Source organism: Autumnicola patrickiae, assembly GCF_031846525.1.
GTDB lineage: Bacteria > Bacteroidota > Bacteroidia > Flavobacteriales > Flavobacteriaceae > Autumnicola > Autumnicola patrickiae.
Genome location: NZ_JAVRHM010000011.1, coordinates 114,948 through 141,437 on the forward strand (window position 1 = coordinate 114,948; position 26,490 = coordinate 141,437).

23 protein-coding genes are annotated in these 26,490 nt (G+C 37.7%); 6 read left to right on the plus strand and 17 right to left on the minus strand.

What is annotated here, in order from left to right:
• Nucleotides 1-490 precede the first annotated feature (490 nt).
• A complete protein-coding gene (locus tag RM549_RS10975) occupies nucleotides 491-1,003 on the plus strand; it encodes a fasciclin domain-containing protein (RefSeq protein ID WP_311684701.1) in 513 nt (170 codons plus the stop codon).
• Nucleotides 1,004-1,188: 185 nt separating this feature from the next.
• Here RM549_RS10975 and RM549_RS10980 read toward each other — a convergent pair whose 3' ends face one another.
• Nucleotides 1,189-2,076, minus strand: a complete 888-nt coding sequence (locus tag RM549_RS10980; RefSeq protein ID WP_311684703.1) for a dienelactone hydrolase family protein — start codon at nucleotides 2,074-2,076, stop codon at nucleotides 1,189-1,191.
• Nucleotides 2,077-2,406: 330 nt separating this feature from the next.
• Complete coding sequence (locus tag RM549_RS10985; protein WP_311684705.1) at nucleotides 2,407-2,784, minus strand: winged helix-turn-helix transcriptional regulator; 378 nt, start codon at nucleotides 2,782-2,784, stop codon at nucleotides 2,407-2,409.
• 95 nt (nucleotides 2,785-2,879) lie between these two features.
• Here RM549_RS10985 and RM549_RS10990 point away from each other — a divergent pair, with 95 nt between their 5' ends.
• Nucleotides 2,880-3,578 carry an NAD(P)H-dependent oxidoreductase gene (locus RM549_RS10990; protein ID WP_311684707.1) on the plus strand — a complete coding sequence of 233 codons (699 nt, stop codon included), beginning with the start codon at nucleotides 2,880-2,882 and terminating at the stop codon, nucleotides 3,576-3,578.
• A 662-nt stretch (nucleotides 3,579-4,240) separates the two neighbouring features.
• On the opposite strand, the gene RM549_RS10995 is transcribed toward RM549_RS10990, so the two are convergent.
• Complete coding sequence (locus RM549_RS10995; protein ID WP_311684709.1) at nucleotides 4,241-5,287, minus strand: mechanosensitive ion channel family protein; 1,047 nt, start codon at nucleotides 5,285-5,287, stop codon at nucleotides 4,241-4,243.
• A 225-nt stretch (nucleotides 5,288-5,512) separates the two neighbouring features.
• Here RM549_RS10995 and RM549_RS11000 point away from each other — a divergent pair, with 225 nt between their 5' ends.
• A complete protein-coding gene (locus RM549_RS11000; RefSeq protein ID WP_311684711.1) occupies nucleotides 5,513-6,508 on the plus strand; it encodes a metallophosphoesterase in 996 nt (331 codons plus the stop codon).
• 525 nt (nucleotides 6,509-7,033) lie between these two features.
• Here RM549_RS11000 and RM549_RS11005 read toward each other — a convergent pair.
• The 11 genes from RM549_RS11005 to RM549_RS11055 form a co-directional block, all read right to left on the minus strand.
• Complete coding sequence (locus RM549_RS11005) at nucleotides 7,034-8,392, minus strand: glycosyltransferase family 39 protein (protein WP_311684713.1); 1,359 nt, start codon at nucleotides 8,390-8,392, stop codon at nucleotides 7,034-7,036.
• 359 nt (nucleotides 8,393-8,751) lie between these two features.
• Complete coding sequence (locus RM549_RS11010) at nucleotides 8,752-9,657, minus strand: UbiA family prenyltransferase (RefSeq protein ID WP_311684715.1); 906 nt, start codon at nucleotides 9,655-9,657, stop codon at nucleotides 8,752-8,754.
• A gap of 385 nt (nucleotides 9,658-10,042) precedes the next feature.
• Nucleotides 10,043-10,327 carry a DUF6730 family protein gene (locus RM549_RS11015; RefSeq protein WP_311684717.1) on the minus strand — a complete coding sequence of 95 codons (285 nt, stop codon included), beginning with the start codon at nucleotides 10,325-10,327 and terminating at the stop codon, nucleotides 10,043-10,045.
• 11 nt (nucleotides 10,328-10,338) lie between these two features.
• Nucleotides 10,339-11,211 (minus strand): relaxase/mobilization nuclease domain-containing protein, encoded by an 873-nt coding sequence (locus RM549_RS11020; RefSeq protein ID WP_311684719.1) that lies wholly within the window; start codon nucleotides 11,209-11,211, stop codon nucleotides 10,339-10,341.
• Nucleotides 11,208-11,504: a mobilization protein MbpA gene (gene mbpA, locus RM549_RS11025; RefSeq protein ID WP_311484064.1), complete on the minus strand. Its 297-nt coding sequence runs from the start codon at nucleotides 11,502-11,504 to the stop codon at nucleotides 11,208-11,210. The genes RM549_RS11020 and mbpA overlap by 4 nt, the downstream gene beginning before the upstream one ends.
• A 213-nt stretch (nucleotides 11,505-11,717) precedes the next feature.
• Nucleotides 11,718-12,584, minus strand: coding sequence for a DUF8464 domain-containing protein (locus tag RM549_RS11030; protein ID WP_311684721.1), 867 nt, complete (start codon nucleotides 12,582-12,584; stop codon nucleotides 11,718-11,720).
• Nucleotides 12,585-12,778: 194 nt separating this feature from the next.
• Entirely contained in the window at nucleotides 12,779-13,963 is a 1,185-nt protein-coding gene (locus tag RM549_RS11035) for a VapE domain-containing protein (RefSeq protein WP_311684723.1), read from the minus strand.
• Between the two features lie 15 nt (nucleotides 13,964-13,978).
• Nucleotides 13,979-14,272 (minus strand): helix-turn-helix domain-containing protein, encoded by a 294-nt coding sequence (locus RM549_RS11040; RefSeq protein ID WP_311684725.1) that lies wholly within the window; start codon nucleotides 14,270-14,272, stop codon nucleotides 13,979-13,981.
• 412 nt (nucleotides 14,273-14,684) lie between these two features.
• Complete coding sequence (locus RM549_RS11045) at nucleotides 14,685-15,668, minus strand: type II toxin-antitoxin system HipA family toxin (protein WP_311684728.1); 984 nt, start codon at nucleotides 15,666-15,668, stop codon at nucleotides 14,685-14,687.
• 1 nt (nucleotide 15,669) lies between these two features.
• Nucleotides 15,670-15,999, minus strand: coding sequence for a HipA N-terminal domain-containing protein (locus RM549_RS11050; protein ID WP_311684729.1), 330 nt, complete (start codon nucleotides 15,997-15,999; stop codon nucleotides 15,670-15,672).
• Nucleotides 16,000-16,006: 7 nt separating this feature from the next.
• Nucleotides 16,007-16,216 carry a helix-turn-helix domain-containing protein gene (locus RM549_RS11055; RefSeq protein WP_311684730.1) on the minus strand — a complete coding sequence of 70 codons (210 nt, stop codon included), beginning with the start codon at nucleotides 16,214-16,216 and terminating at the stop codon, nucleotides 16,007-16,009.
• Nucleotides 16,217-16,927: 711 nt separating this feature from the next.
• Here RM549_RS11055 and RM549_RS11060 point away from each other — a divergent pair.
• The 3 genes from RM549_RS11060 (at nucleotide 16,928) to RM549_RS11070 (ending at nucleotide 22,801) form a co-directional block, all read left to right on the plus strand.
• On the plus strand, nucleotides 16,928-21,418 hold the full coding sequence (locus RM549_RS11060) for an ATP-binding cassette domain-containing protein (RefSeq protein WP_311684732.1): 4,491 nt from the start codon (nucleotides 16,928-16,930) through the stop codon (nucleotides 21,416-21,418).
• A gap of 178 nt (nucleotides 21,419-21,596) precedes the next feature.
• Complete coding sequence (locus RM549_RS11065) at nucleotides 21,597-22,109, plus strand: MarR family transcriptional regulator (protein ID WP_311684734.1); 513 nt, start codon at nucleotides 21,597-21,599, stop codon at nucleotides 22,107-22,109.
• The gene (locus RM549_RS11070; protein WP_311684736.1) at nucleotides 22,103-22,801 is read left to right on the plus strand and encodes a nucleotidyl transferase AbiEii/AbiGii toxin family protein; all 699 of its coding nucleotides are present in this window, start codon (nucleotides 22,103-22,105) and stop codon (nucleotides 22,799-22,801) included. Before RM549_RS11065 ends, RM549_RS11070 begins: the two co-directional genes overlap by 7 nt.
• A gap of 47 nt (nucleotides 22,802-22,848) precedes the next feature.
• On the opposite strand, the gene RM549_RS11075 is transcribed toward RM549_RS11070, so the two are convergent.
• The 3 genes from RM549_RS11075 to mnmE all read right to left on the minus strand — a co-directional run bounded on the left by RM549_RS11075 (nucleotide 22,849) and on the right by mnmE (nucleotide 26,349).
• On the minus strand, nucleotides 22,849-23,568 hold the full coding sequence (locus RM549_RS11075; protein ID WP_311684738.1) for a hypothetical protein: 720 nt from the start codon (nucleotides 23,566-23,568) through the stop codon (nucleotides 22,849-22,851).
• A complete protein-coding gene (locus RM549_RS11080) occupies nucleotides 23,558-24,700 on the minus strand; it encodes a site-specific integrase (protein WP_311684740.1) in 1,143 nt (380 codons plus the stop codon). Before RM549_RS11080 ends, RM549_RS11075 begins: the two co-directional genes overlap by 11 nt.
• A gap of 233 nt (nucleotides 24,701-24,933) precedes the next feature.
• Nucleotides 24,934-26,349 carry a tRNA uridine-5-carboxymethylaminomethyl(34) synthesis GTPase MnmE gene (gene mnmE / locus RM549_RS11085; protein ID WP_311684742.1) on the minus strand — a complete coding sequence of 472 codons (1,416 nt, stop codon included), beginning with the start codon at nucleotides 26,347-26,349 and terminating at the stop codon, nucleotides 24,934-24,936.
• Between the last annotated feature and the right edge of the window lie 141 nt (nucleotides 26,350-26,490).

The window sequence follows — 26,490 nt, forward strand, 5'->3', positions numbered from 1 at the left end:
GGGAAGGTGAAGGTATAAGACAATTTCCAGAGTCTGAAATTATTTCTGTTTAAGTTTCCTCAAAAGAAAGGAGTAGGAAAGGGTAGTGCCTTTTCGGAGTTCGTGGTTTATAGTTCAGGGTCACTGACAACGGTTTTTAAGATCCTGCCTCAAAAATGACAATTATCGACTTTCTAAAGGGGGAGGTTAGAAGTTAGAAGAGTTCGAAGCCCGGAGTTCGTGGTTCAGAGTTTAGAGTTGTAAAACCACACCCGACTACTGACAACGGTTTTTAAGATCGTGCCTCAAAAATGACAATTATCAACCTTCTGAAGTGCGAAGTTAAAAGTACGAGGTATGAATACCAACAACCAACATCAGTTTTAAGATCGTGCTTCAAATTTCCTTTTTTAAAATTAATTTACTGTTTTGTTTAATAATAAGTTAAATAAGTTAAACAGAACTAATTTTAGTATATATTTGATAAACAATAATTTAAAATTTAAAAATTATGAAAAAGTTAATTCTTATTTTGACCATAGCAACGACTGTGGCTTTCTCTCAACGTGCTAATGCACAGGAAACAATAGTAGATGTTGCTGTTGGTAATGAAGATTTTTCAACTTTAGTATCCGCTTTACAAGCAGCCGATTTAGTGAGCGCTTTACAAGGTGAAGGACCATTTACAGTGTTTGCACCCACGAACAGTGCTTTTAATAAAATTGATTCTAACACCCTAACATCATTATTAGAACCGAATAATCAGGAAGCATTGGCTAATATCCTGAAGTATCATGTGGTATCGGGGAAATTATCAGCAACCGACGTTGTTGCCGCTTTAAAAGAAGGTAATGGGAAGGTCGAATTAGAAGCATTGAATGGTGAAGTCTTGACCGTAATGCAAAAAGATGAAAAAATTTGGTTGATGGACGGAAAAGGAAATTACAGTGAAATTGTTGCTACAGACGTAATGGCAAGCAATGGTGTTATTCACGTGATAGACACAGTAGTAATGCCAGAATAATTTACGTCTTTTGATTTACTAACAGAGCCCAGTTTATTCTGGGTTTTTTTGCGCTTTATTGTTAGCAGTTTTTCCTCGTTATGGATGTAATAGGATTATTTACAATTAACCTGAATTATACGATAGGATTTCTTTTCAAATATTTCCTGAAAGCTCTTTTCAGTATTTAAATTAAACAAGAACCCTCACACCAGTCGCTCCTTAAAAAACGCAACAGTACGTTGCCAGGCGAGCTCCGCAGCAGCTTTATCATATCGGGGGGTCGTTGTGTTATGAAATCCGTGGTTCACCCCTTCATAAAAATGAACAGTATAGTTAACGCTATTCACTTTGAGTGCCTTTTCATAATCTGGCCAGCCCTCATTAACCCGGGAGTCCAGTTCCGCATAATGGATTAACAGAGGCGCTTTAATCTGTGCGGTTTCTTCGGAAGTAGGCTGTCCGCCATAAAATGGGACTGCTGCTTTTAATTCAGGCACCCGCACCGCCATCATGTTTGATATCCATCCACCAAAACAGAATCCAACCACGCCAATGTTGCCGTTGCAGTCCTTGTGATTTTTAAGATATTCAAAGGCAGCTATAAAATCCTCAAGCATCTCGTTGCGATCGCGTTGTTTTTGCAATTCCCGGCCGGCATCATCATTTCCCGGATAGCCGCCAAGCGGGGATAACGCATCAGGTGCAATGCTAATAAACCCATCCAAAGCCGTCTGCCTGCCCACATCTTCAATATAAGGATTTAAGCCACGGTTCTCATGCACGACAATGACTCCAGGCAATTTTCCTGATTTCTCTTTTGGAGTGGATAACAGCGCCTTAATACTTCCGCCACCCCTGGGAGAATCATATTGAATATATCCAGAGTCCAAACGCGGATCGTCTTTGCTAACCAACAGTGTATTTATATAATCAGGAGACATAAAACTTAGCAGAGATCCTACCGTGAGGCCGCCAACGGCATATAATGAGAGTTTCTCAACAAACTGGCGTCTGTTGAGCTTATTGTGGGCGTAATCATCATACAGGTCAAATACTTCTTGATCAATATCTTCTTTCTTAAGGTTCTTCATGAGGATAATTATTTAGTGATCAACAAGATATGAATATTTAGTACCTAATTCATACTTTGTTTTTGGAATATCAACACATGAATAAGTGGTTTTTACCACTACACGTCAGTTCGAGTGTCTTTTGCTGTAGTGAGAGCGACAGCAAAAATGTATTGAGAACAGGTTGGAGCAAAAAACTCCCTTGGGTGTTCTCGATACAAATTTTTCTTGCCGAAAGGCTCCAATAATTCACTCGAACTCACGAGGGTTACCTTTTAAATCTTTTTTTGACAGATGCAGCTTTACCCTTTAAAATTTGTAAGTTGGTCTTATCTTGTTCCTAATTCTATTTTAGATCATAGTATGTTTAGGAGAATTAACTATTTGTTCCCTATGCTTTATGCCCCATTCTGCAATTACATTGGTTAACTCTTTTAAAGATTTTCCATATTCAGAGATTTGGTAAGTTACGGTTACCGGTTTGGTGTCGAGAACCTTCCTTATTACCAGTTTATTCATTTCCAGGTCCTTTAATTCCCTGCTCAGCATTTTACCGGATATTCCATTTACTTCTTTTAACAATTCCGAAAATCGCATCGGTTCATAACAAAGACAGGCTATAATAGATATTTTCCATTTTCCGCTTAATACATCCATCGTATCGTGAATTGCCCTAATCTTTTTTGTACAATCATGCACAGCTGTAAAATCTAAAACTTTTTCTTCCATATCTCAAGGAGGTTACTTAAATGTCACTATTACTTTTTGTCACAAAGTTACTCTTTTAAACCAATCTGGTTTACCTTTGTTCAAAATAAAGAATTATGAGTTTACTGGAAGATTTACACTGGCGCTATGCCACCAAAAAAATGAATGGCAAAAAAGTGCCTCAGGATAAATTAGATTATATACTGGAAGCTGCCCGTATGGCTCCTTCTTCCTCAGGCCTGCAGCCTTATAAAATTATTGTTATTTCTGATAAGGCGTTGTTGGAAAAAATTAAAGGAATTGCCTGGAATCAAAGTCAGATAACAGATTGTTCCCATTTATTGGTTTTCGCAGCCTGGAATGGTTATAACGATGAAAGGGTTTCAAAGGTTTTTAACTATACCATGGATGAAAGGAAGTTGCCCCACAACACAATGGACAATTACAAAAATAATATTTTAAGCCTGTACGAACCTTTGGGACAGGAGTGGCAGGCACATCATTCCGCTAAACAGAGCTACATATCTTTTGGTTTGGCAATTGCAGCTGCGGCTGAGCAGAAGGTAGATGCAACTCCAATAGAAGGATTTATTCCTGAAAAATTAGATGAGCTTTTAAAATTAACGGGTAGTGGTTATAAAAGCACCTTACTGCTGCCTTTGGGATACAGGGAAGATGAAAATGACTGGTTAGTGAGCATGAAAAAAGTGAGGACACCTAAGGAAGATTTTATTACAGAAATGACAATAGAGGACGCAGCAGATTTTAATGAAGCTCCTATGGAAGGAAGTATAGGAAATCCTACTAAAGAATAAATGATTACAAAAAGAAGAAGCCGTCTCTTTTTAAACGGATGGTTTCCCTTTTTTAAATTTAATCGACAGTCTTAAGGTAAATGGATTAAAAATCTGCTCTGCCTGAAGTTTAACTGTATTTAAGAATATACTGATTAACCAGAGCCTTCCTTTTTCTGAGAATAGTTCTTTCATTTCGTACAGGTCTATGGTGATCTTCAACTTCTGGACATTTTCCAGCGGCTTTACTGCCGCTCCAAAGTTTTAATTTCTGAAACCCATAGTGCTGATATTTCTTTAAGTTAGTCATAATCTATAAAACTGGTAATCCAATCGCCGGATTATTACCGTTTATATTTAAATAGATGCCCCCAAATCTACCATAACTTACCTGCGCGAGGTTCCTGTGCTGTTTTTATAGCGTACGGGAAGTTAAGCGTTAAGTAAAAACAGCATAGGGCGCAATCTACTTCTGTTTTATATTACCAGTAAAATATTCTGGTTCATAAGTAGCTTAAGCGCAGAGGGAGAAAAAATCAGTATAGAAAAATTGGCTTCGATTTAATGAGTAAGGATTCTTAAATCAACGTTATTACTATCCTTAGAAATCAATTATTAATCAAACTTTCCAAAAAAAAAAATTATCCCTAGCATAGAAGGTAAGGTTCATCCTTTTCTATACCTTAATTTGGAAACCTTACCTTTTCCGGGTGTTCTTTTAGTTCTTTTAAAATATTTCCGAATAGCCTGGTCTTGACTTTCCCGGATGTTTTGGGGTTCACCAGATAACGTACAGTGACTTCTATCCAGGAATTTTCATGTGCTTTCAGAATTACTGAAGGCCGTTCCCGAACCTCGAGTTGTTCCACAAGAGTGTCTGCCAGGATTTTCTTGTACCTTTTAACTCTTCGGGTCATAGCTTCCCCAATTTCTTCTTCTGCTATTTTTTTTATAGTATTTGTGGTGAACAACAGGTCACTGTCATATGAAATATAAAGTTTAAGCTCGTTCCAGATAAAAGGAAACAGTGGCCAGGAATAATTATATATGTATTCACTAAATACTTTGGAATTTGTAAACTTGATGATTCGACCACTGGGGTGGTCCCCGGATAAATAATCTCCCCTAAATTCCCATAGGGTAGTATCGAGGTAACCTACTCGTATCACGTCACCGTATGCAGAACCTATTTTAATTCGATCCCCCACTTCATAAGGTTTCCGGATAAGGAGGTAAATCCATCCGAAAAAGCTCGTGAAGGTATTTTGAAGGGCTAGTCCTAATATTAAAGAACCTACCCCAAAAGATACCACCGTAGCGTACCAATTAGCAAATAATAAAGAAAGGGCAATGATGAAAATAAATATTATGCTAAAGAGGTTGATTATGTTCTTGAGGTTGTAAACAGTAGATTTGTCTTCTATTCTTCTATTTAAAATTTTTTTAAGCAAACGGTTTATTACCAGGATAATGGCTATGAACATAAGCGCCATCAAGATCCTCTGTGCCAACGGGACATAAGTGAGCGGGATTGGTATTATCTGGTATTGTACCAGAATATATAAGCTACAGCATAAAAGGAAGATGATTGCCGTGACCCCTAAAGCAGAAGATCGTTCTTTTTCGTTTTCCTGCTTGCCTCCTGAAGATTGCTTGACAGCCTCCTGAACTTTTTTATTTTGAAGGATTTCTTTTATTTCCTGTGCTTCTGCTTGATCCTGATTTTTCATTAATTTCCAGAAATAGTTTTAAAACTAATATCCCAATCCAAGGGAAAAGATGGATTCTTCCCTGCCCGTGAAATTGCATTTCCTTGCGACCATTATCAACAAACTTAAACAACAGGAGATGCCGCTGCAATGAATTATCAATAGTTTAAGATTTATTAGTTCCTGTAAGGTGAGGTATTATGCCTATCTTTTTAGGAATAATCTTGATGTCAAACAATTTATACGATGAACGTAGAAAAAAAAGTCCCACAAACACTTCAAGTAATTAGAGCGGTTGGAATTCTTTTTGCCTTTATCTTATCTGCTACTTTTTCGCAGGCCCAAACGAGAAAAATCTATAATGCTAATAAGACACAAGCATTAGAAGAACTCACGGTCAAAGAAGGTGGATTAAGCTTCTATGTAATAGGTGATTGGGGAAGAAATGGACATTTTAAACAAATGGAAATTGCAGCGATCATGCAACAAGCAGGATTTATTATAAAGCCAGATTTTATTATTTCCACTGGTGATAATTTTTATCCTGATGGTATTGCATCTGTAAAAGATCCTTTTATCATTAGCAGTTTTGAAGATATATATTACGGATCCAATCTTTTTTGCCCATGGTATTTGGTTCTTGGCAACCACGGTTATCTGGGAAATGTAGAGGCACAAATTGATTATACCAAAATTAGCCAGAGATGGAATATGCCAAATCACTACTATTTGGTTGATAAAGAAGTGGATGATTTCAAGACAAGATTAATCTTCCTCGACACTAATCCTTTACAGCAATCTTATTATGAGGAAGAAAAATACAGAAAAATTAAAGAACAGGATACCCTGCAGCAGAAGCGATGGCTACTCAATGCTCTGGAAACTTCAGAGGCTAAATGGAATATAGTTGTAGGACATCATCCTATGTATTCAGCAGGTAAAGATCAAGAAGAAACCTCACTTCAGAACCTTCTGGAGAGTACCTCAAAGGATTCAAAGGTAGATATTGTTTTTTCGGGTCATCAACATGTAATTGCACACCAGAAATCCGATGAATCCACCATTCAGCAATTTATTTCCGGGTCAGGATCCAGGGGTGAAGATGTCGGTAAATCTTCTTCAACAAAGTTTATTGATTCCGATGAGGGATTTCTGATCGTCATTGTACAGGAAAAGGAAATATTAGTGCAGGCGGTAAATTGGAAGGGAGAAGTTCTCTACAAAAGAGAAATTTTTAGATAATACAAACTTCTATTCCAACAGCTTCACTTTTGAAGTGAAATACTTTCTGAAAGATAATATGGATTAATCTTAAATGGTTACGGCACCCATTCCTACTTTAAAAAGGGTGTTTTTCCCCTTCCCCTAAAAGATAAAATTTTAAATATTTGTAAGACCAAAACTCTTAACCTTACAATCAAGGGGATTGAAATACTGGAGGTCTTAATTTTTTTAGCTTTTCTTTTATGGTAAATGTTGTAGTAATAGCACTTTATGTAACAATTATTATTAATGCCTTCTTATTATTCAAATATGAATATAACAGAAAAGGATTAAAATAGGTAGTAGGACCTAAATTTTTCCAATACTTTTTTATTAGATTTCTTATTACGAGATTTAAAAAACCACTCCTTTCAATCAGGTAGCTTTTGCTTTAAAACTCTTCTTTAGGTATTCAATATGGAGAGCAGTTTGTTGCAAAGTAGATTTTACTTTTTTAAATTTTTACCTGCTATTAATTATGTGGAATTTTACCTGACGACCTTTTCAGTCGAATATGTGTTCTTCATAATCTTTCCACCATTTCTCAATGTCAATTTTTGGTTCTCTACAAACGTAAAGGGGAATTCCATTTTCTTCTTCAATCGCATATTTGTGCGTGATTATTTTGACCAACTCCACATCTCCAAATACATATTCTACAGTTGCTTTTTCATTACCTAAACTTATCCAGACATCGGCATCTTTTTCACCATGCCCCCAGGTCCAAAAAGTACCGTGCCTGCTTATAGGATTTGGTAGATTGTATTTCTTACCTAAAATTTTAAGAGCTCCAGCTTCTCCATAATTCTCTGCCCATAGTACACAATTGTTTTTTTCTTGGGGACTTAAAGATCGATACACACTATCTACCAGTTTCACCTGTTCTTCCCATCCAAACATATCAGCATAATCCCCGGTTAAATCTAACCGGTCATTTTTTTCTTCTAATTGAGCGTATTTGACAAACTTTTCAATTGGAAGTACTGGCGTAGCCTCAGGAATAAAGTAAATGGATGGCACTAGAGTTATTGTGGCTATGGCATATATCCAATAGGTTTTTTTAGATAGTAAAGATTCTATTTTAACTGCTCCGCTGGCAAAAAGAACCGGATAAATTCCAAAAACATAATATGCTTTGGAATTGAGCAGCCACATAGTGAAAAATATAGTAACAGTGGCAATCCCGACTAATCTATACTTCTTTAAGTTCTTACCCACTATTAACGCGAATATTCCGAAAATACTTATGATTAATGTAAATGGAAATTGTAATTGTTCAAGCCCAAATTCCATTATGTTCAATTCATTAAGCTGATTGTCATTTAAGGCTTGTAAATGCTTCAAAAGAGGAAAATCACTTTGAATTTGCCATATGATATTGGGGAGGAAAATTAGTAAAGAAATAAAGAATGAGATATAAAGCCACTTGTTTTTAAATATACTTCCTTGTCGATAGAAAAACAATCCTATAAATATTCCAAATGCCCAAACTAATATGGTGTATTTGTTCATTAAGCCGAACCCTAAAGTTATTCCTACAAAAATTAAGAATTTCTTTTTCTGCGAATTAATGAATTTTATGAAAAAATAAAATCCCGCAGTCCAGAATAACTGGTCGAACGCAACAGGTTGAAATAATGTGTGATTTCTATAAAAAGGAAGGAAAGCGAGTATACAAATTCCTGAAAGCAGTATACCCATTGATTGCCCGCCAAGTTCTTTGGCAATTAAACAACATAATATTAGGATAGTAACACCAGCAAGAGTTGGAAACAACCTTATTCCTATAAGGGAGTAATCGAACAGCCAATACGATATTTTTCCGATCACACCAATAAAGGGGGGAATTCCATAAATCCCCATTTTAAATGCTCACTAACTGATAAATGAAGTAATTCGTCGCGATGGAACCCGTAATTTCGATTTCCAACCAATTGAATTAATAGTTTGATAAAAGATAAAACCAGAATAATTGGCAAATAATTTTTCATGTCCTGGTTTTTGTTATGCATTTTCGTGTGACGTAATTGTAATATAAAAATCTTAAAGTTATTTTTTAATTTTTAAAAAGGATAACATAGAAAAAAGAGGAGTGAGGTTAAATTCTATGTGTAATCCTAAGATTCCTTTATATTAATAGCTTCCTCTCTTTTCTATTTCAAGTTAGATTGGTTTTATAAAGCTTGATTTCGTTTTCTGATTTTTGAAAGTCAAGCTCGGGATTATCTCAAGAATACCATTTTTCCAACCTGTATAATACCTATAGGAAATAGAAACAGGTGAGCAAGGAGAAGTATTCCGTATAACGGTTCAAAGAAACTTAGCAGGATAAGAAGAATAACCGGAAGAAAAATCTGGTAACATTCATTCATAAAGATGCAGTAGTCCTTTCTTGTGTATTTAAACGGAATAATTTCTGTGTAAAACCTTATACGTCTGTCAACTATATAGCTAAAATAAAGTAAGAGTGCGACAAAGCACCAGTACTGCCCGGAGATAAGGATAATACCGGCAAGGGCAATTATTTCAGTAGCCATTATCAGGAAACCTGTAATGGCGGTTTTCCGGGAGCTAAAAGATTGTGCTATAGTCGGGATCCCGCTTTTAATGTCATTTTCCAAATCGTGAAACTGGTGCCACAGTATTCCTCGTATACCAAAACATGCCGACCAAAGGGTAATTAATATAATCTCAACAGTTGGAATATTTACATTGCTGTTTTCCAGAATAAGAAAAGTGGCATATAATGTTGTGAAAACCTGAGAACCAAGAGCATCTGCAAAGATTCCCCAGATTCCTCTTTCTTTTAACCGGAATGGTTTAACTGAATAGAGGGTAAAAGAGAGGATGCACAAAAAGTAAGAAATCATGGCTATAGGTGCAGCTTTCATAAACCATAAGAAAATGAAAGTTGCCAGTAACGGCAGAATTAAAAAAATGCCACGTTGGGTTTTGCTGAAATTTTTCATCCCATTGCTCTTTCCCGCCAATGTATCCATTTTTATATCTGTGATATCATTGAGGATACTCACAAAAATGCCACCCGGGATTAGTGAAAGCAGAATAAAAGCAAGTAGAAAGCCTTTAATGGATAAAAATCCGCTAGAAATATTGAACTGAAACAGCATAGGCATCCTACTTCTGTTCTATTACCAGTAAATTTTAACCTGTTTTCAGGGTCTTCCAAGGGATTTACTGGAAATCTCACAGCCTTTCACCACCCAATTTTAAAAAATCTGATCTAATCGGTTAAGGCTTTGCCGCAAATTTCAACGATTTTATTGGGGGTTTCAGGGCATTTGACGCAAATTCAAAGATTTTTCGCCATGGCTATTTGTCATTACAAATCCTGGTTTTCTGCTTCCAGCCACTGGCAATAATCCTCTTTGATTTCCGGATATGCTTCGAAGTAACCATCGTATCGCTTATTTTGAGATTCCATGATCATCCGGTAAACTTCAAAATTTTGCTCAGTTTTTTTATTGGCGGTGTAACTAAAGTATCCTACTAAACTTAAATCAAGTATTCCATGATACCAAAAAGGATCAACAGGTAATTCGGTATCAGCCTGGCATTCTTTAATTTCTTATCAATGCCCTTTAGAATTTTATCCCTTTCCTGACTTTCCGTTTCCTGTTTTTGTAAGAATATGTTCAGGTCCTTTTCCAAGGCTTCGGTTGTAATTGGGATGCTGAGATCAAAAAGTTTATCCGAAAGCCGTTGAAGCTCCAGGATAGTAGTTTTAAAATCAGCCATCTCATCGGCCATCAGTTCCATAATTTCATCCAGTTTTTTCATAACTTAAAGTTTTAATATTCATATCCTATACCGGTATCCCTTATAATTTTCACTGCTCCTTTTACAAGCTCTTTAGCTATTTTAGTAGAGAGATTGCTACTTAACTGCACCGTTTTGTTTAAAACCTGAAGCTCTTTTGGTGCTTGCATTAGCCTTTTAAAACCCTGGTTTTGCGAGATTGTTGGGATTAACCTATTGCCGCTCATCGACCGGTGGATCTCACTGGCCTTAAGGTTTACGCCTTTGTATTCCATCCGAAAACCCTGCAGTTGATTGGATTTATTGATAGTGGGAATCACTTCCACTTTATGAGATTTCATTTTGCTCATATATTCATCCATAGACTTTGGCCTTGTTTTAAGGACCCGGTCATGTATGATTTTGATTTCCTGTCGAAGGTTTTTTAATTCCTGAAGCCTATCCTGTTGTATTTCCCGCGCCCTGCTAAATCCTAATTCCTTTGCTACATTATCTGCCGCTATCTGGCTTCGTTTTCCGATAAAGCTGTCATTGTAGGCCTTTCCATCAAAACCAATTCTATTAGTATAGATATGGATATGGGTATGCGCCTTATCCCGGTGAACAAACCCAATGGACTGATTGTTTTGCAGGTTCATCTCCTTTAAAAACTTTTTAGCGATTTCTCCCAGGTCTTTTTTGGTTAAATCCCTTCCGTCCTCAATAGACGGGCTTACGATAAAGCTTAAGGTGTTGTTGTGGCAACGCTCATTTTGGGATTGGATAATTTTGAATTCTTCCGTTATCTCCGCGGGAGTATCCCCGGCCAAATGTTCTTTCAGCACTACTTCAGCCTCTTTCTCCTGATTCCAGCCATAGGATATGGATACCTTTGTGCTGGAAATTGAATGTCCTTTCCCTATCATTTTTTAAAGTTTTTTAAATGGTTCCTGATTTCTTCCGCCAGCTTCTCCACCGTTGCAGCCAATTTTGGATCCCGCTTTTTGAACATGCTGCTTATCCGTGCGAAGTTATTTTTGTATTGCACCAACATCCGGTAGTATTCCAACTGCTCCGGGGTAATCCGTTCTACAATATTTCTTTCAAAAGCAGTAGATCGAAGATATTCTGATAGGGAAATCCCTGCCCTGGCCGCCCTTCTTTTGAGTAGCTTTTTCTCGTAAATCGAGCAACGGATCTGGATGTATTCCCTTTTCATTTTTTTTAGAACCTTTGCAACCTCCGGGCGTAAAGCAAGAATGTCATGACAATGACACATCTTGCTTTACCATTTCAACTGAAATTCTCCGATAGGCATTTACTATTTACCCTCTCTCTCATTTTTTTACTTCCTGCAAATGTTTGGTGCTACTCCTAAGAATTAGTAAGTAGTTCTTTCTATTCAGGCCGTTAAACTTAATTGTGTATTTCCTCACTTTTTCGAGCATCCTTCACTCTGCAATTTTTCATTTAGATCTTTATATCCCAAATACAAATCGCTACAATCCGTAACATTATCAAAAAAATTTAAAAGTGAACTGGCTGCTTTTTTTCCTGCCGGGTCATTATCCAAATAGATCAGAACTTTGTCATATTTAGGTATGAGTATTTTAATCCTGTCCAGAAAGGCCAGGGAATTTAAAACGATATAATCTGAGTCTTGTACTAAGTCTTCATCGATGGTAGCTAGAGAAAGAAAATCAAACATCCCTTCTGTAATCAATAGATTTTTAGATCCTCTTTCAAAGAAGGAATAAGTTTTTGGGCTACTGGAGGTTTTATAGTATCTATTTCTCAGCTCCCATCCTCCCTTATTATTTTGCAGACCAATAGCAAAAAATCGTTTTCCTTTAAATCCATACCAAACCTGTCTACAGTATTTCCTACCGATCTCAAAAGGTATATTCCGAAAATTTAAATAATCAATTAAAGCTTGTAGCTGAATAATTTGAACGTCCAGTATTTGGAGATCTGGTTCTTTAGAAAGATGTGTAACATCCGGCCGGCTAAAAGAAAAAGATTCTTTATCGATTTCTAAAAATTCCAGAGCTTCCCTTGCAGACCAGGATTTCATTATCATGATAAGATCTATAGTATTGCCTCCTATTCCTAATCCGAAGTCAAACCATAAGTTTTTGATCAAAGAGACGCTAAAAGAGGCTTGGGTTTCTGACCGTAAGGGACTTAGAAACCAAGCTTCTTTTTCCGATTTTCTGGTGGGGTAGTGCCCTAATTTTGCGAGTATTTTCACGATGCAAATATTACGGGCGCTTCTCCACGATAATTGATTTAATTCCATTTTTTCTATTTTTTAATTACCTATTTACCCAGCCCCTATGAATGCTGGCTTTTCTTTCTTTTTTAGCTAATTTTTCTATTTACCCAATTACCCGGTGGTAGTTATGGGTAAATAGTTTAATAAATCTATTTACCACACCTTAAGTCCCTGTTCATCGCCTTTAAGCCGCATTGGGGTAATTAGGTAAATACTTTTTATAAAAGTTCTAAAGGAGAGGACTTAAACCTTTTTTTAATCAGATAACCGTAAATCCTATTTTGAGGAGATTTTATTCTTTCATAGCCCAAAGCCTTTAAAGCCCTTCCCATGTAGTACATGTTCAGGCGGGGATTAATACAGGCTAATTGAACAACCAAATCTGAAGCGGTTTTAAAATCAGCAGGATTGGAACTTTGTGAGTAATATTTGCAAAGCAGCTCTTCTTCCATGGTAGTTTCCCGGTAAGTTTTGTTCCTTTCTTCGTTTTCAGCTATGTCCTTTAAAGTAAGTTCCGGATAGAAGTTTTCATCTATGTAAGCGAGGTAATAGGCCTGGGACCAGACTTTATTAATATCTATTTCCCTGGAATAGGAAAAGTTAATGGTGCTTTTTAGTTCGAAGCACAACCAGCGTACAGAACCGGTTTCATCATTGAGGAAAGTTGAACGATTTGTAGAGCCGATAAAGCTACACGTTCTGTACAGCGTGGAATTTTTACGATCATAAGGTAAGCGCTCATTGATCATCGTTTTGGAGAAATATGCCTTCAGTGCATTTATTTCTTCTTTTGCCAGAATGGATAACTCATCCAGGTTGATCAGGAAATTTTTTGTTAGCTGAATCCTTGCATCTTTATCGGTGGTCATATCCTCAGCAAAGTATTTCGATAGGGCAGGAGGGCAAAGGAACCTGCACCAGGTTGATTTCCCTGAATTCTGATGCGGATGAACAAGAACCAAACATTGTTTATTAAAATATTCCTTTTCAAGTGCACACCTTACCGCACGCACCAACCATTTCTTAAAGTGGTACTGGAATAGTACAGGTTCCTTTGTTGGTAGGTATGATGCCAATGCCTTTATATGATCCTCTCCGTGCCAATGAGGTAAAGACCGAAAGTATTCCTCAAGAGGATTAAACTTTGGAACATATTGAGACCTTAAATAGATTTCCAGTTTGGCAGGGTTGACCTGAATATTAGACTGATCCAGTTCAATTAAAAAGGAGTTCAAATCCAATATTTCCCATTTGTTTTCATCTTTAAATGAAATTTGAAATTCATGGCCTAACTCGTCGTACCTAAGATCATACTTATCTGATGCATATTCACAAATAAAGTCATAGACGGTTTTCTTTTTCCGTTCCTTAACCCCGTACATCTTTTCCTCGTTGCCAGACATAACAAAAAAATTAGGTTAAAAGAATCTTTTCTTGTTCCTGAAGGTGTAGTTTAATGCTTCAGTCTTTAGTTCACCAGCTGATTTTTTTGAATTGGAAAGAAGCCAGTGATCCAGTTTTTCTCGGGAGAAGTAGATCATTTTACCCCTGGGTTTGGAAAAAGGAATTTCTCCTTTAGCTGTTAACTTGTAGAGATAGCTCCGGGAGATCCCGGTATATTCACTTGCTTCCTCCAAAGACATGACCGTTTTACTTGCCCGTAACAGCTTCTCAATACGATCCAGTTGTTCCAGAATTTTAATTGCGTCCATAATTGAATTGTTTAAAGTTGATACTGAAAAAAGCGCTTTTGCTTTTCGAATTCTGGAGCTAAACTAGGAAGGGAAATAATGTAGAATGCATACATTCAGTACCATGTATGTAAATTTCCACTGAAGGTATTCGTAATCTATCTATCCTGAAAAGAAAGATTTAGAGGATCGTATTAATGGTATTCGGCATAAAGAGTCTGGAGGTATTATACATTTGAAACTTGCAAGAGAAGATAATCACGCTTTACCCGGTATCCATAACAATGAATCCTCCATTCCCGATAAAATTCGAAAGCGAATTTTCAATGGTGGATTTTCAGAAAGTAATAGAAAATTAGGTAAAGAAAAAAGATATAGTCACGAGCTTTTATAGTAAAGGGACTTCCACTATTAAGATTTATTCAATAAAGATTCAGGACTTCAGCTTTTGCATCTGCTTCAATCTATATTGGTAATTCTGGATATAATTGCGCTTAGTAGATTTTTCCAAAAAAGAGGACCGGGTCATTTCAACTACTTTTTCCGAGTTTTCCAACATACCGGTAATAATTTGATCGAATTGTCTTGGCTTCATTTCTACCTGTTCTGCCAGTATTTTTAACTGTCCCGCTATAGTTGTTTGAGCCAGGCTTTTGGGTAATAGCCCTTCATCCAGAGCAAAATTACTATCCTCCACGTGAATACGTGTATTTAATAGATCATAAGCCGGGCTTAATCGGTGATCGCCCATAGGAGTTTCAAGAATCGCAAAGTTCTTGAGGTGCGCGTCACCATTCGAAAATAAATAGTTAAATACAAGTATTTTAAAGAGCTTTGGCGTTTCAACTCGATATGCAGGCAGGAACTTCTTCATCAGGTGAAACAGCTCAAGGTAATTTCCTTCATATTTATAATGTTCGCCATCAGTTTGAGGAGTTTTTCCGGCTAGAGTGGCAAAATCTTCCTTGGCTTTTTTGGAGCCATCCATTTTCACGTCAAAGCGCTTAGTAATATAAGCAGGAGCCTCATTTTTAAAAAAGATAAGGGCATTTTCGGCAGTTTCAATATTGTAGACCTGGCGTGCGATCTGCATTGTTAGATGCTCATTGGCGGGCATTTGATCACGTTTTTTGCCGACATGGGGGATGGGTTTTAGTATATGCGTGCCTTGTTCTCCTTCTTTAATGAGACGTAGTTTATTTTTTTCTAAGATTACAGAAAATTTTTCTTGTACTCCAGATATTGAAATTCGTCGTTGATTATCTTCAAAAAGTTTATCCGTTTGGCGGTTAGAGTTAGGTGCCTCATAAGGCAGGATATGAGAAACCTTTCTACCGTCAAATACCCGTTTTAAACAAGTTCTGCTGTACGTGTTAAATCCTTCTGCTAAAGTTCCGGGGCAATGATCAATTGTCATATTAGTTCTTTTTATCTTTTCTGACCGTAACAGCTCCTACCGTATCATAACGAGCGGTAGTAATAAGAATTCCGAAATAATCGTCGGAATCAAATCGATTTGCTTTACATACGGTTTGCCGGTTGGTTCCTTCCGGAAGCATATTGTAAAAAAAAGGGAAAAGAAATTCAGCATGATGTTCTCCTTGAGATCGTGGCAGGGTAAGGCTGATAGATGGATTATCCGGATCAGACAGCCATGTTTCTAAATACCGGAAGGTAAAGCTTGCGTCATCGTGCTGTTCCAGGATACCTGCTTCTTTGCCTTTATAGAGTACTGTAGCTTGCCTCATTTAAAATTTAAACCTTTTTGATCTGTAAAGTAATTTCCATTCCGAGAATATCGGCAATTTTCTGCAGGGAATTAAGAGTGGGATTAGCCTGGCCGGTTTCGATTTTGTATAGTGTGTTGATCCCAATATCAGCCATGTCAGCCAATTGTTGCTGAGTGATCCGCATGTGATCTCGACGCTGCTGAATTAAGTGACCGATTTTTTGTACTGATTCCATTATTTTTTAATTCTTCGATCCACATTATAGTGTGGAAATATGTTTTAAAAGAATGACTGAAATCGAAGATACGTCAAAATCCACAATTTAATGTGGATATAGAAGTGTTTTTTAAATTTTATGTACAAATATTCTATAAATCCATCATATAGTGTGGATTTTAGTTTTCAATTATATAGGTGAACAACAGAAATTGACTTTTAAAGAATTTACGGCAGTTCTTTGTGTTGTATTAAAGCCTCAAAAAGACTGGAGATTAAAGTACCTGAAAAATTATGAAATAAACATAATTCCTCGGCTCAGGCTGTATCCCTGTCACCCGCTCATGATTTATTGGATGTCTCCATTGTCAACCCCGGGGATGATGAGAAACTGGCTCTTACCCTTTAAAGAAAGAAAAAAGATCAAAAAAGAACTTTTTGAAAATCGGGAGAAAACCTGAAATTGAACACGAAACAAATCATCGTTTTAAGAGATTTGTTCGACATAAAATACCTGCTTTAATCTGGATCGCAAATTTTTTATATCTGAGGAATATTAGGAAGGATATGACAATGTTATTAGAAGAGCGATATTCTCTGTTTAAAATTCAAGAAAATGGGTTTAATTTCAGGAGGGATGAAATTTATGCTTTGTTTTCCTGAAAAACCCATTGCAAGCCTCAATATCTACTTATATTTATTTCTTTGAAAGAGAAAAAATAAAGCCTTTATGCGCATCACCAATGCCCACCAGAATAACCTCAAAAATATAAACTTAAACATTCCTGAAAATCAATTGATTGTAGTGACCGGATTATCCGGTTCAGGGAAATCATCCCTTGCCATGGATATAATTGCAAATGAAGGTTACCGCTATTTTTTAGAGAGCCTTCCTGCCTATAATCAGCAAAATGCCCAATTCATCCCTACGGCTGAAGTAGATGATATTGCAGGGCTGCCACCGGTGATCAAGGTGGAGCAGTCAAAACGCTTCCAGTCTATTAACGCCACCTTCGGTACACTGTCTGAACTGGCATCTGTATTCCGGATTTTATTTGCCCGCTATTCCGCAGAGGAGGCAATGAGCAAATCTCTATTTTCTTTTAATCATCCAAAAGGGGCTTGTGATCGCTGTAACGGTATTGGCCAGGCGGAATATATCGATCTTGATAAGTTAGTTGGGGACGAAAACAAAACCCTTAGGGAAGGTGCGATTACCACAACCTTACCAAACGGCTACATCGTCTATTCCCAGATCACTGTAGATGAATTAAACAAAGTGTGTGGCGCACATGGTTTTAATGTGGATGTCCCCTGGAAGAAACTATCGGAAGAACAAAAAGAGGTAGTTTTAAACGGAAGTGACCGTATTAAGGTTTTTTACGGAAAACATAGCATAGAATCCCGGCTGAGATGGAAAGGCTTTAAAGCCAAGCCCCGTGAAGAAGGTTTTTACAAAGGGATACTGCCCATCATGAACGATATCCTTAGAAGGGATCGTAATCCGAACATTCTAAAATTTGCAAGTTCCAGTATTTGCCCAAGTTGTAAAGGCGCACGAATTAAACCTGAACACCTGAAGTTTAAATGGAAAGGACTGAATTTTCAGGAATGGATGTCTCTTTCTTTAAGTGAATTATATGACAGGTTGAAAAGCCAGGCTCTTACAGCAGGTGAGCAGGCGTTGGTGGATAAGATTTGCGTTCAACTATTCGATCTGATTCGGCTGGGAATGGAGGAATATCTGCTAAGCACATCAAGTATTGATATCTCTTCCGGGGATGCACAGCGTATAAAAATGATCAGGCAGGTTAACAGTAACTTGCAAGGGATCCTTTATGTATTTGATGAACCATCCATCGGGTTATCTGAAGACTACCAACACTATTTACGTCATATCCTCAATCGCCTGATAAGCCGTGGAAATACAGTGATGGTAGTAGAGCACGACTTAAATTTTATAAGATCTGCAGATTGGATCATCGAATTAGGTCCCGCAGCTGGAGCGCATGGAGGAGAGGTTGTTTTTAATGGACCTATCCGGGAATTTTTAAATAATGAAGAGCTATCTACTCCCACCTTGACCGAACTGCAGAACGAAAATCCCGGGTCTGGTAAGGAACCTGAACGCGTTTCAGCAGAATCATTTCAGCCTCAAAAAGAAGCCTTGACGGTAGTGGGCAGGAAAACACCTCAAATCCTTAAAAAGCTTTCAGAATATATAGAAAAAGAGGATCTTAAACTGCTTACGGTATCTGATCAACCCATTGGAAAAACCCCGAGAAGCAACCCTGCTACCTATACCGGTCTGGCCGATAAAATTCGTGACCTAATGGCAATATCCCCGGAAGCAAAATCCCAGGGTTTATCAAAAGGGGCATTCTCTTTTAATAACAAGAGTGGAAGGTGTGAAACCTGTGAAGGGGCAGGCGTGATCACCCTTTCTATGAACGTGATGGGGACGATCAATAAGGTTTGTCCCAGGTGTAATGGCAAACGTTTTAAACCTGAGGTATTGCAAGTACATTGGAATAGTAAAAGTATTGCTGAGATCTATGATCTGAGTATAGCTGAAGCCCACGATTTCTTTAGCGAGGAGAAGCAAATTTTAAAAATATTGTCTTTGATGCTGAAGCTGGGGCTGGGATATATAAAGCTGGGACAACCCTCTAATACCTTATCAGGTGGGGAAGCTCAGCGCATTAAACTTACCAAATACTTCGCAAAGCAGTCAAAAAAGATATTCTTATTGCTGGAAGAACCCAGTATTGGATTGCATCAGCAAAATGTGAGGCAGCTTCTGAAAGCTTTGCACGAACTAAAAAAGCAAACAGCAGGTATTATTTGCTTTGAAAATCATCCCCTTTTTCAAACTTCCTGCGATGTGCTGGTGGAGAATGCACCAAAAGCCCAGGCACCAGAAATAAACGAATTGGCAAATCAACGCGGGGATATGATCTCAATGAAAGGGGCCCGGACACATTATCTTAAAGACCTGGATATAAATTTCCCCAAGAACCAATTATCGGTAATTACGGGTATTTCGGGATCGGGTAAATCGTCGCTGATTATTGATACAATGCATGGTTACGGCCTGCAGGAAATGACCAAACAATTTTCAAGCTATCAGCAGTCCAGGGTAGGGGTGAATTTTCAGTTTGAAGTGGATCAGATTGAAGGCCTTAGTCCCACCATTTGCATTACACGTAAAGAAAACAGCTTTACAGAACGCTCTGATATTGCCAAACAAACGGGAATAGATAAACTTTTGCGTTTCGCTTTTTCCCGAAAAGCGCAGTACGACGGAGAGGAGCTTTCTGCCAGCCATTTTTCCAATAATCACGAACTGGGAAAATGCAGAATCTGCGATGGGATAGGCCAGGAATTGCTACCTGATATAGATAAAATAGTGCTCAATGAGGAGAAAGGCATTGCTGAGGGATTGTTTGAGCACAACAAATCTTTGGCTTATTATGGGCATGCAGGAAGTCAATACATGGCGATTGTAAAGGAACTGGGAGCAACACACGGATTTACCCCGGAAACCCCTTTTAAGGAATTGACAGACCGGCAAAAAGAAATTCTGTTTCATGGTACGGGTGAAACTGTATGGAAGACGCAATGGATTTTTAAAACCAAAACAAGGCAGGGTTTACAGGAGATAAGTATGGTATGGGAAGGACTTTTTCATTACTTAAAAGAAGAATACTACAAGACCCGGAAGAATAAACATATTGACAAGCTAAAAGCACTTTTTTCGCTGGAGGAGTGTAGCCACTGTTCGGGAAGCGGATTAAAACCGGAGCGTTTAGGCTTTCAAATCGGAGGGAAATCCATTTATCAAATCAAGTCAATGGATTTTAAAGGTTTGGAAACATGGCTTTCTGCTTATCAAAACCAAGAGGAAATAGACCGAAAACTGCTTTCAAGGATAAGGCCTCTTTTGAGCAACACCATTAAAAGAGCAAAGCAGTTACATATAGATCACCTGCAACTCAACCGAAAATCATCCACCCTTTCCGGCGGGGAAGATCAACGGATAGCACTTATTAAACAGTTGAACAGTCCGCTGAAAGGTATTACCTATCTACTGGATGAACCTTCCGCAGGATTATCCAGTGACAATATCCCGGACCTGGTCAAAATTCTGAAAGAGCTTATTGGAAAAGGAAACACGGTTCTGGTCATTGAGCATAACAAAGAGATTATCCTGGCGGCTGATCAGTTGGTCCAGCTGGGACCTCAGGCGGGAAAGTTGGGCGGCTATATTACCTTTCAGGGTACGCCTGCGGAATTTTTAAGACAAGACGATTGCCATCCTTATCTGAAAGAATTTTCAAAAGCGGTAAGATTAAAAGCAGGAAAAGATTCTATAACCATTAAGAACCTGTCCAGGCATACTTTGGTGAAGGAATCGCTGGAGGTTCCTGTAGGAGGGGTCACAGCTATCAGCGGTAAATCGGGGATAGGCAAAACCACCCTCGTGAAAGACATCCTGATCCCGGGTATCGAGACCGGAAACCCGGTGAATTGTGAGAGCATAAAATTCCCGAAAAAATACACGGGGGTGCATTATTTTGAGCCTAAAAAACTGCGTTCCCATGCAAAGACGTTATTGGTAACCTATCTGGATTTGCTCAAAGAAATAAGCAAAATTTTTGCAAGGGAAACAGGCCGAAAACCAGGTGACTTTTCTTATAAAACTAAAACTAGCCAATGTCCAAACTGTAAAGGAAAAGGCTATTTGGAAACCAGTTTAGATGTAGCAGCAAATGCAATTGAAAAATGTGAAGTATGTAAGGGGCAACGGTATCAACCGCAAATACTGGAACTTACTATTGGTTCAAAAAATATAGCTGAGGTACTCGCATTGAATCTCTATGAATTAAGGGAATGGTTAGCCGGATTCAAGGTATCTGACAAAACCTTTGAATTTTTGAACCAAATAGAGGAAATAGGATTGGAACACCTAAGATTAGATCAGCCAGTTCAATCCCTTTCCTCAGGTGAGAAGCAACGATTATTGCTACTGAACTGGCTACAGGATCAAACAGATGAGGTACTTTATATACTAGATGAACCCAGTACCGGATTGCATTATGTTGATATTGATCTATTATATGCGATACTTGAACAATTAAGTAGGGTCAATGATATTCTGGTAATTGATCATAATCCATATTTATTAGGGAAAATAGGGGAAGGGGTGGTTTTGGAATGAGGTCTTTGAGGACTATTGATTCATGAGGAATTCTGGAGCGGAGGTTCAGGTTCATGGTTCCTCATTTTTTTGCCTAGCTTTGGAAAGGGGAAGAATGCTATTCATCTCCTCGATTCTTAATTCGCGATTCGCGAATTGCAAATAAATTTTTATCTTTGTTCAGCAATAATTAACGATTATGAAAAAACACAGTGGGATGCGCCCTCATGACATCGTCGTTCTGCTAAAAATAGCAGCAAAGGATGCGGACACCTGGTACATGAAAGATCTTGCAAATGAACTTGGAATAAGTGCTAGCGAAATAAGTGAAAGCATAAACCGATCAGTAATAGCAGGTCTCTTATTTGCAGATAAGAAAAAATTAATGAAAACCGCGCTCCTGGATTTTCTAAAATCTGGTTTGCCCTATGTTTATCCACAACAGCCTGGTGCATTAGTTCGAGGAGTGCCTACTGCTCATTCTGCAAAACCTTTAAGTAGTTTAATTCAGAGTGAAGAACCTTATGTATGGCCTTATTCAAAGGGAACAGTAAGAGGTCAGTCAGTAGAACCTCTTCATTTCAATGTACCAAAGGCATGCTTAAAAGACGAGGTTTTCTATGAGTACATGGCTCTTTCTGATGTTATGCGATTGGGAAGAGTGCGGGAAAAAAATATAGCACTTAAAGAACTAGAAAAAAGATTATGTTGAAGAATACCTTAATAAACAGAATAGCCACCAAACGAGTAGCTGTTGCACTAGGAGACCTAAATGAGAAGGTAATCTTTGTGGGAGGAGCTATGATTAGTCTTTACATTGATGACCCAGCAGCAGAAGATGTACGACCGACTAAAGATATTGATATAACTTTTAAAATTGTTAGTACAGGAGAATTAGAAGAATTGCGGGAAATTTTGACAAGTTATGGTTTTTCTCAATCCCCTGAAGATGATGTTATCTGCAGATTTCGACTACAGGACATTAAAGTAGACGTAATGTCCACTAAAGAAGTCGGATGGGCACCAGCTAACCCCTGGTTTGAACCGGGATTTGAAAAGGCTTTTCCTGTCCATATTGAAGATAAGACAATTAAAATCCTTCCCTTGCCTTATTTTTTGGCCACAAAATTTTCAGCTTTTACTGCTAGAGGTGGTCGTGATCCAAGAATGAGTCATGATTTTGAAGATATTGTTTACTTGTTGAATTACACTTCAAATTTTCGAGATGAAATAATGAACTCCTCTGATGAGGATGTTCAGAAATATTTAGTAGAATCTTTTCAGAAAATTTTAGAAAATAAAAGGTTACAGGAAGCTATTATAGGTAATTTATATTTTGAAGACAGATTGGCCAGATTTGAAAGAATTATGCAGGAATTGAAAGCTACTGTAAATGGTATTTGAACTGAAAAATGGTTTGACTTATTCCGGCGGAAAATCAATTTTGTAGATCAACTGAGCTTTCTAAAAATTTTTATCAGCGATTCATTGTGTTTTGAAACCGCAGTACGTATAGGAGCATTTTTGATGGTGTTATAATTGTAACTCTTGCCATCAGCACGCAGAACAAGCTTAGAAGTAACAAATAAATTTTTCATAGTCAGTGAGTTATTGGGGTAGGTTCTAATGAAATATTCGTAGAATTCCCTGCAGCTGGGTCCGTCCATCTTTAAGTGAAGCTTCGAGTTGTGTTCCTTCCAATCCTTTAGCAGAACGTTATTAAAATCTTCTACGGTAGTCAAATCCTGGTTTAAGAGATCGAATCTTACTAGTTCATTGTAAAGCTGGATTAATTGAAGATCTGAAATAGAAAGATTAAAATTTTCAGAAGATCTGGCGGTAGACCTTTTAAGTTGTGGCGTAAAAGTGGCTTCAAATTTCTTTGTCCAGGTAAATTGACAAGCAAAGAATCCTAGAATAAATGTAAGCCAAGTGATAAATTGAATAAGTAATCCTGTAATTTCTATAGAAGAATTGGAGTAGACCATAAGATGCATAAAGCTTAAACCAATCAGGTGCAAAAATATCCTTGGCTTTTCTATCTGCTTCTGCCAAACGATGGATTCGTTTAAAAAATAGCAGTAAATCTTCGGGGCAAAGTGATTTGCTAATCGCCCATAAATATAAATAAAGGCTATACTGGTCAAGTATGGAAATAGATCAAAACTCATGATTTATTCTGAGCTCCGGGATCAAATACGCAGCTTCTTTCTTTTTCTTATCGACAATCTTCGCATAGACCTGAGTAGTCCTAATTTCTTTGTGTCCAAGAATTTTTGAGACAGTATAAATGTCGGCTCCATTTTCGAGCAGGAGAACCGCATGAGTATGACGTGCACTATGGAAGGTGATATGTTTGGTAATACCGGCACGCATACACCACCTAAGTATTTCCGCATTGAAATGGGCTCCATATTTCAGCCCCTGAAATACCCGATCATTTTCACGTTTTCTCTTGCCTAACAGCTGTCTTGCCTGGCTGGAGATAAATTGATACTCCTGGCCGGCTGTTTTCTTCTGCTTGAAGACGAGCCGGGTTTCATCTTCTTCATCTCGTACCTCAGACCAGGTGAGTTTATTAATATCGCTCCATCTCAAGCCTGTCAGGCAACTGAACAAAAAAGCTGATTTCAGAATTGGATGTTTGCAGTGTGCCTCTGCCACTGCCTGGAGCTCCTCGTGTGTAAGATGCTCGCGGGAAGTTTCACCCTGTGCAAAGCCTTTGACGGTAGTGGCAAAATTTCTGCTTGTATATCCATCTTCAAAGGCCTGACGTAAAGCTGCTTTAAATTTATTGTAATAGGTGTATTTAGAATTTTGAGAAAGGGGAGTATTGGATTTTGTCCTGGAAGTCTTGTTTAGAAACTTTTTGAATCCTAAAACAAATTCTTCATCTATATCTTCAAAAGTTATTTTTCTTTTTTTGCAGTAGTCTTCAATGTGATTTTGGGCAGCATCCCAATTATCATAATTTCCTTTACTCTCATATCGTTCTTCCTTTAGTTTTTCATAGTAGGTAAGGAACAGTAATTTATCTTTTGATCGGTCTTTAATACCATACTTTCCCTGGGCATATTCCGCCCTCCTTATAGATAAAATTTGTTCTGCCCTTAAAAGAGTTTCTTCATTTTCCTTTTTTTCGGAAGTGTTTTTAGGATTGATATATAGATATTCCTTAAGATATTCGAATTCTCTTTTATGGGTTTGTTTGCCATCTTTGTCTCTAATCTTTCCTTTATAGTACTCTATGTACAGACTGTATTTTTCTGTGGCCAGTTTCTTCTTTTTAAGTTTAATTTTCATAACCTCTTCTTTTTCATAAAGATAAAGAAAAAATTTACGTGAGGTGTACCAAAGTACACCCGAGATACAAAAATTACCAATAAGGTGTACCAAAGGTACAAAACGAGGTGTACCAACCTCGTAATAATAGAAATGAATGGAAAATAAAAAGAAGCTGTTAACCCCTTGTTTTAGTGCATTTTGATGTCATTTAATATCAAATGGAATCAAATAAAATTAAATAAATTTGCTATTTATTTGCCAATACAAAAATTAGCAAAAATATTTCCTAATAAATCGTCGTTGGTGATTTCGCCGGTTATTTCGCCAAAGTGGTATAATGCCTGGCGGATGTCTATTGCAAGAAGATCTCCGGATAGATTCGAATTTAGTCCGTCCTGAACCTTATTTATTTCTTCAAGTGACTGGAGGAGGGCGTTGTAATGCCTGGAATTGGTAACAATCGTATTATTGTTGCGAAGTTCTCCTGTATTTACAAAATCCAGTAACTTATCTTTCAATTCCTCAACTCCTGAACCTGTTTTTGCGGAAAGCAATAAGAACTGTGATCTTTCATTGTTTTCCGAAATAATCTCTAGTTCCTGTATAAGTCTTTCTCGTTCTGTTTCTTCTATCCTGTCTGTTTTGTTCGCAATAATAAGTAGTGGTTTCTGCGGAAATTTATTTTTTATTTTTTCTATTTCAATTTTAAACTCTGAACTTAACTCTTTGAACTTTTCTGCGTTTAGCAGAAAAACAACCACCTGCGCCTGACTTATCTTCTCAAATGTCCTTTTAATTCCAATACTTTCCACTACGTCCTGGGTTTCCCGGATTCCGGCGGTATCGATAAACCTGAAACCGACTCCCCCAATGGCCATTTCATCTTCAATGGTATCTCGTGTTGTCCCTGCAATTTCAGAAACTATCGCGCGTTCTTCGTTGAGAAGGGAGTTTAGTAAAGTAGATTTTCCCACATTCGGCTCACCAACAATTGCTACCGGAATTCCGTTTTTTAGCACATTTCCTGTTGCAAAAGAATCGATAAGTCGTTTTAGAACCTGCTGAATTCTGGCAATAAGCTCTTTAAATTGATTTCGATTGGCAAATTCCACGTCTTCTTCAGCAAAATCCAGTTCCAGTTCAATCAGGGAAGCAAAGTCCAGCAATTCCTGACGAAGCCGCTGAATTTCATTAGAAAATCCGCCGCGCATCTGTTGCATTGCCATCTGGTGGGACGCCTGATTTTCAGAAGAAATTAAATCGGCTACAGCTTCAGCCTGGCTCAAGTCCATTTTTCCGTTTAAAAAAGCACGTAATGTAAATTCTCCCGCTTCCGCAGAACGGCAACCTTTCCGAATCATCAACTGGATAATTTCCTGCTGGATGTAAGGGCTTCCATGGCAGGAGATTTCTATGGTTTCTTCCCCGGTATAGGATTTTGGAGCGCGAAAAACAGACACTAAAACTTCATCTATAATTCTTTCAGCATCAATAACGTTTCCAAGATGAAGTGTATGCGAAGGCTGATCCTCCAGTTTCTTGCCGCTCTTAGCTTTAAAAACCGGAGAAACAATCGAAATAGCTTCAGGACCTGAAACTCTTATAATCGCAATTGCACCTGCGCCAGAAGGCGTGGCGAGCGCAACAATAGTGTCGTTTAATTTCATTTTGCAAAGATAAGAAATGGCTATCAATCTGCCAGTTTTCAGTTTAGAAGCTGGAATATCTTAATTAAATCAATTACAGATAAAAATATTTCTGTAACAATTTGAAAAACAAGTCGTCTTATTTATAAAGACCATCTTTGC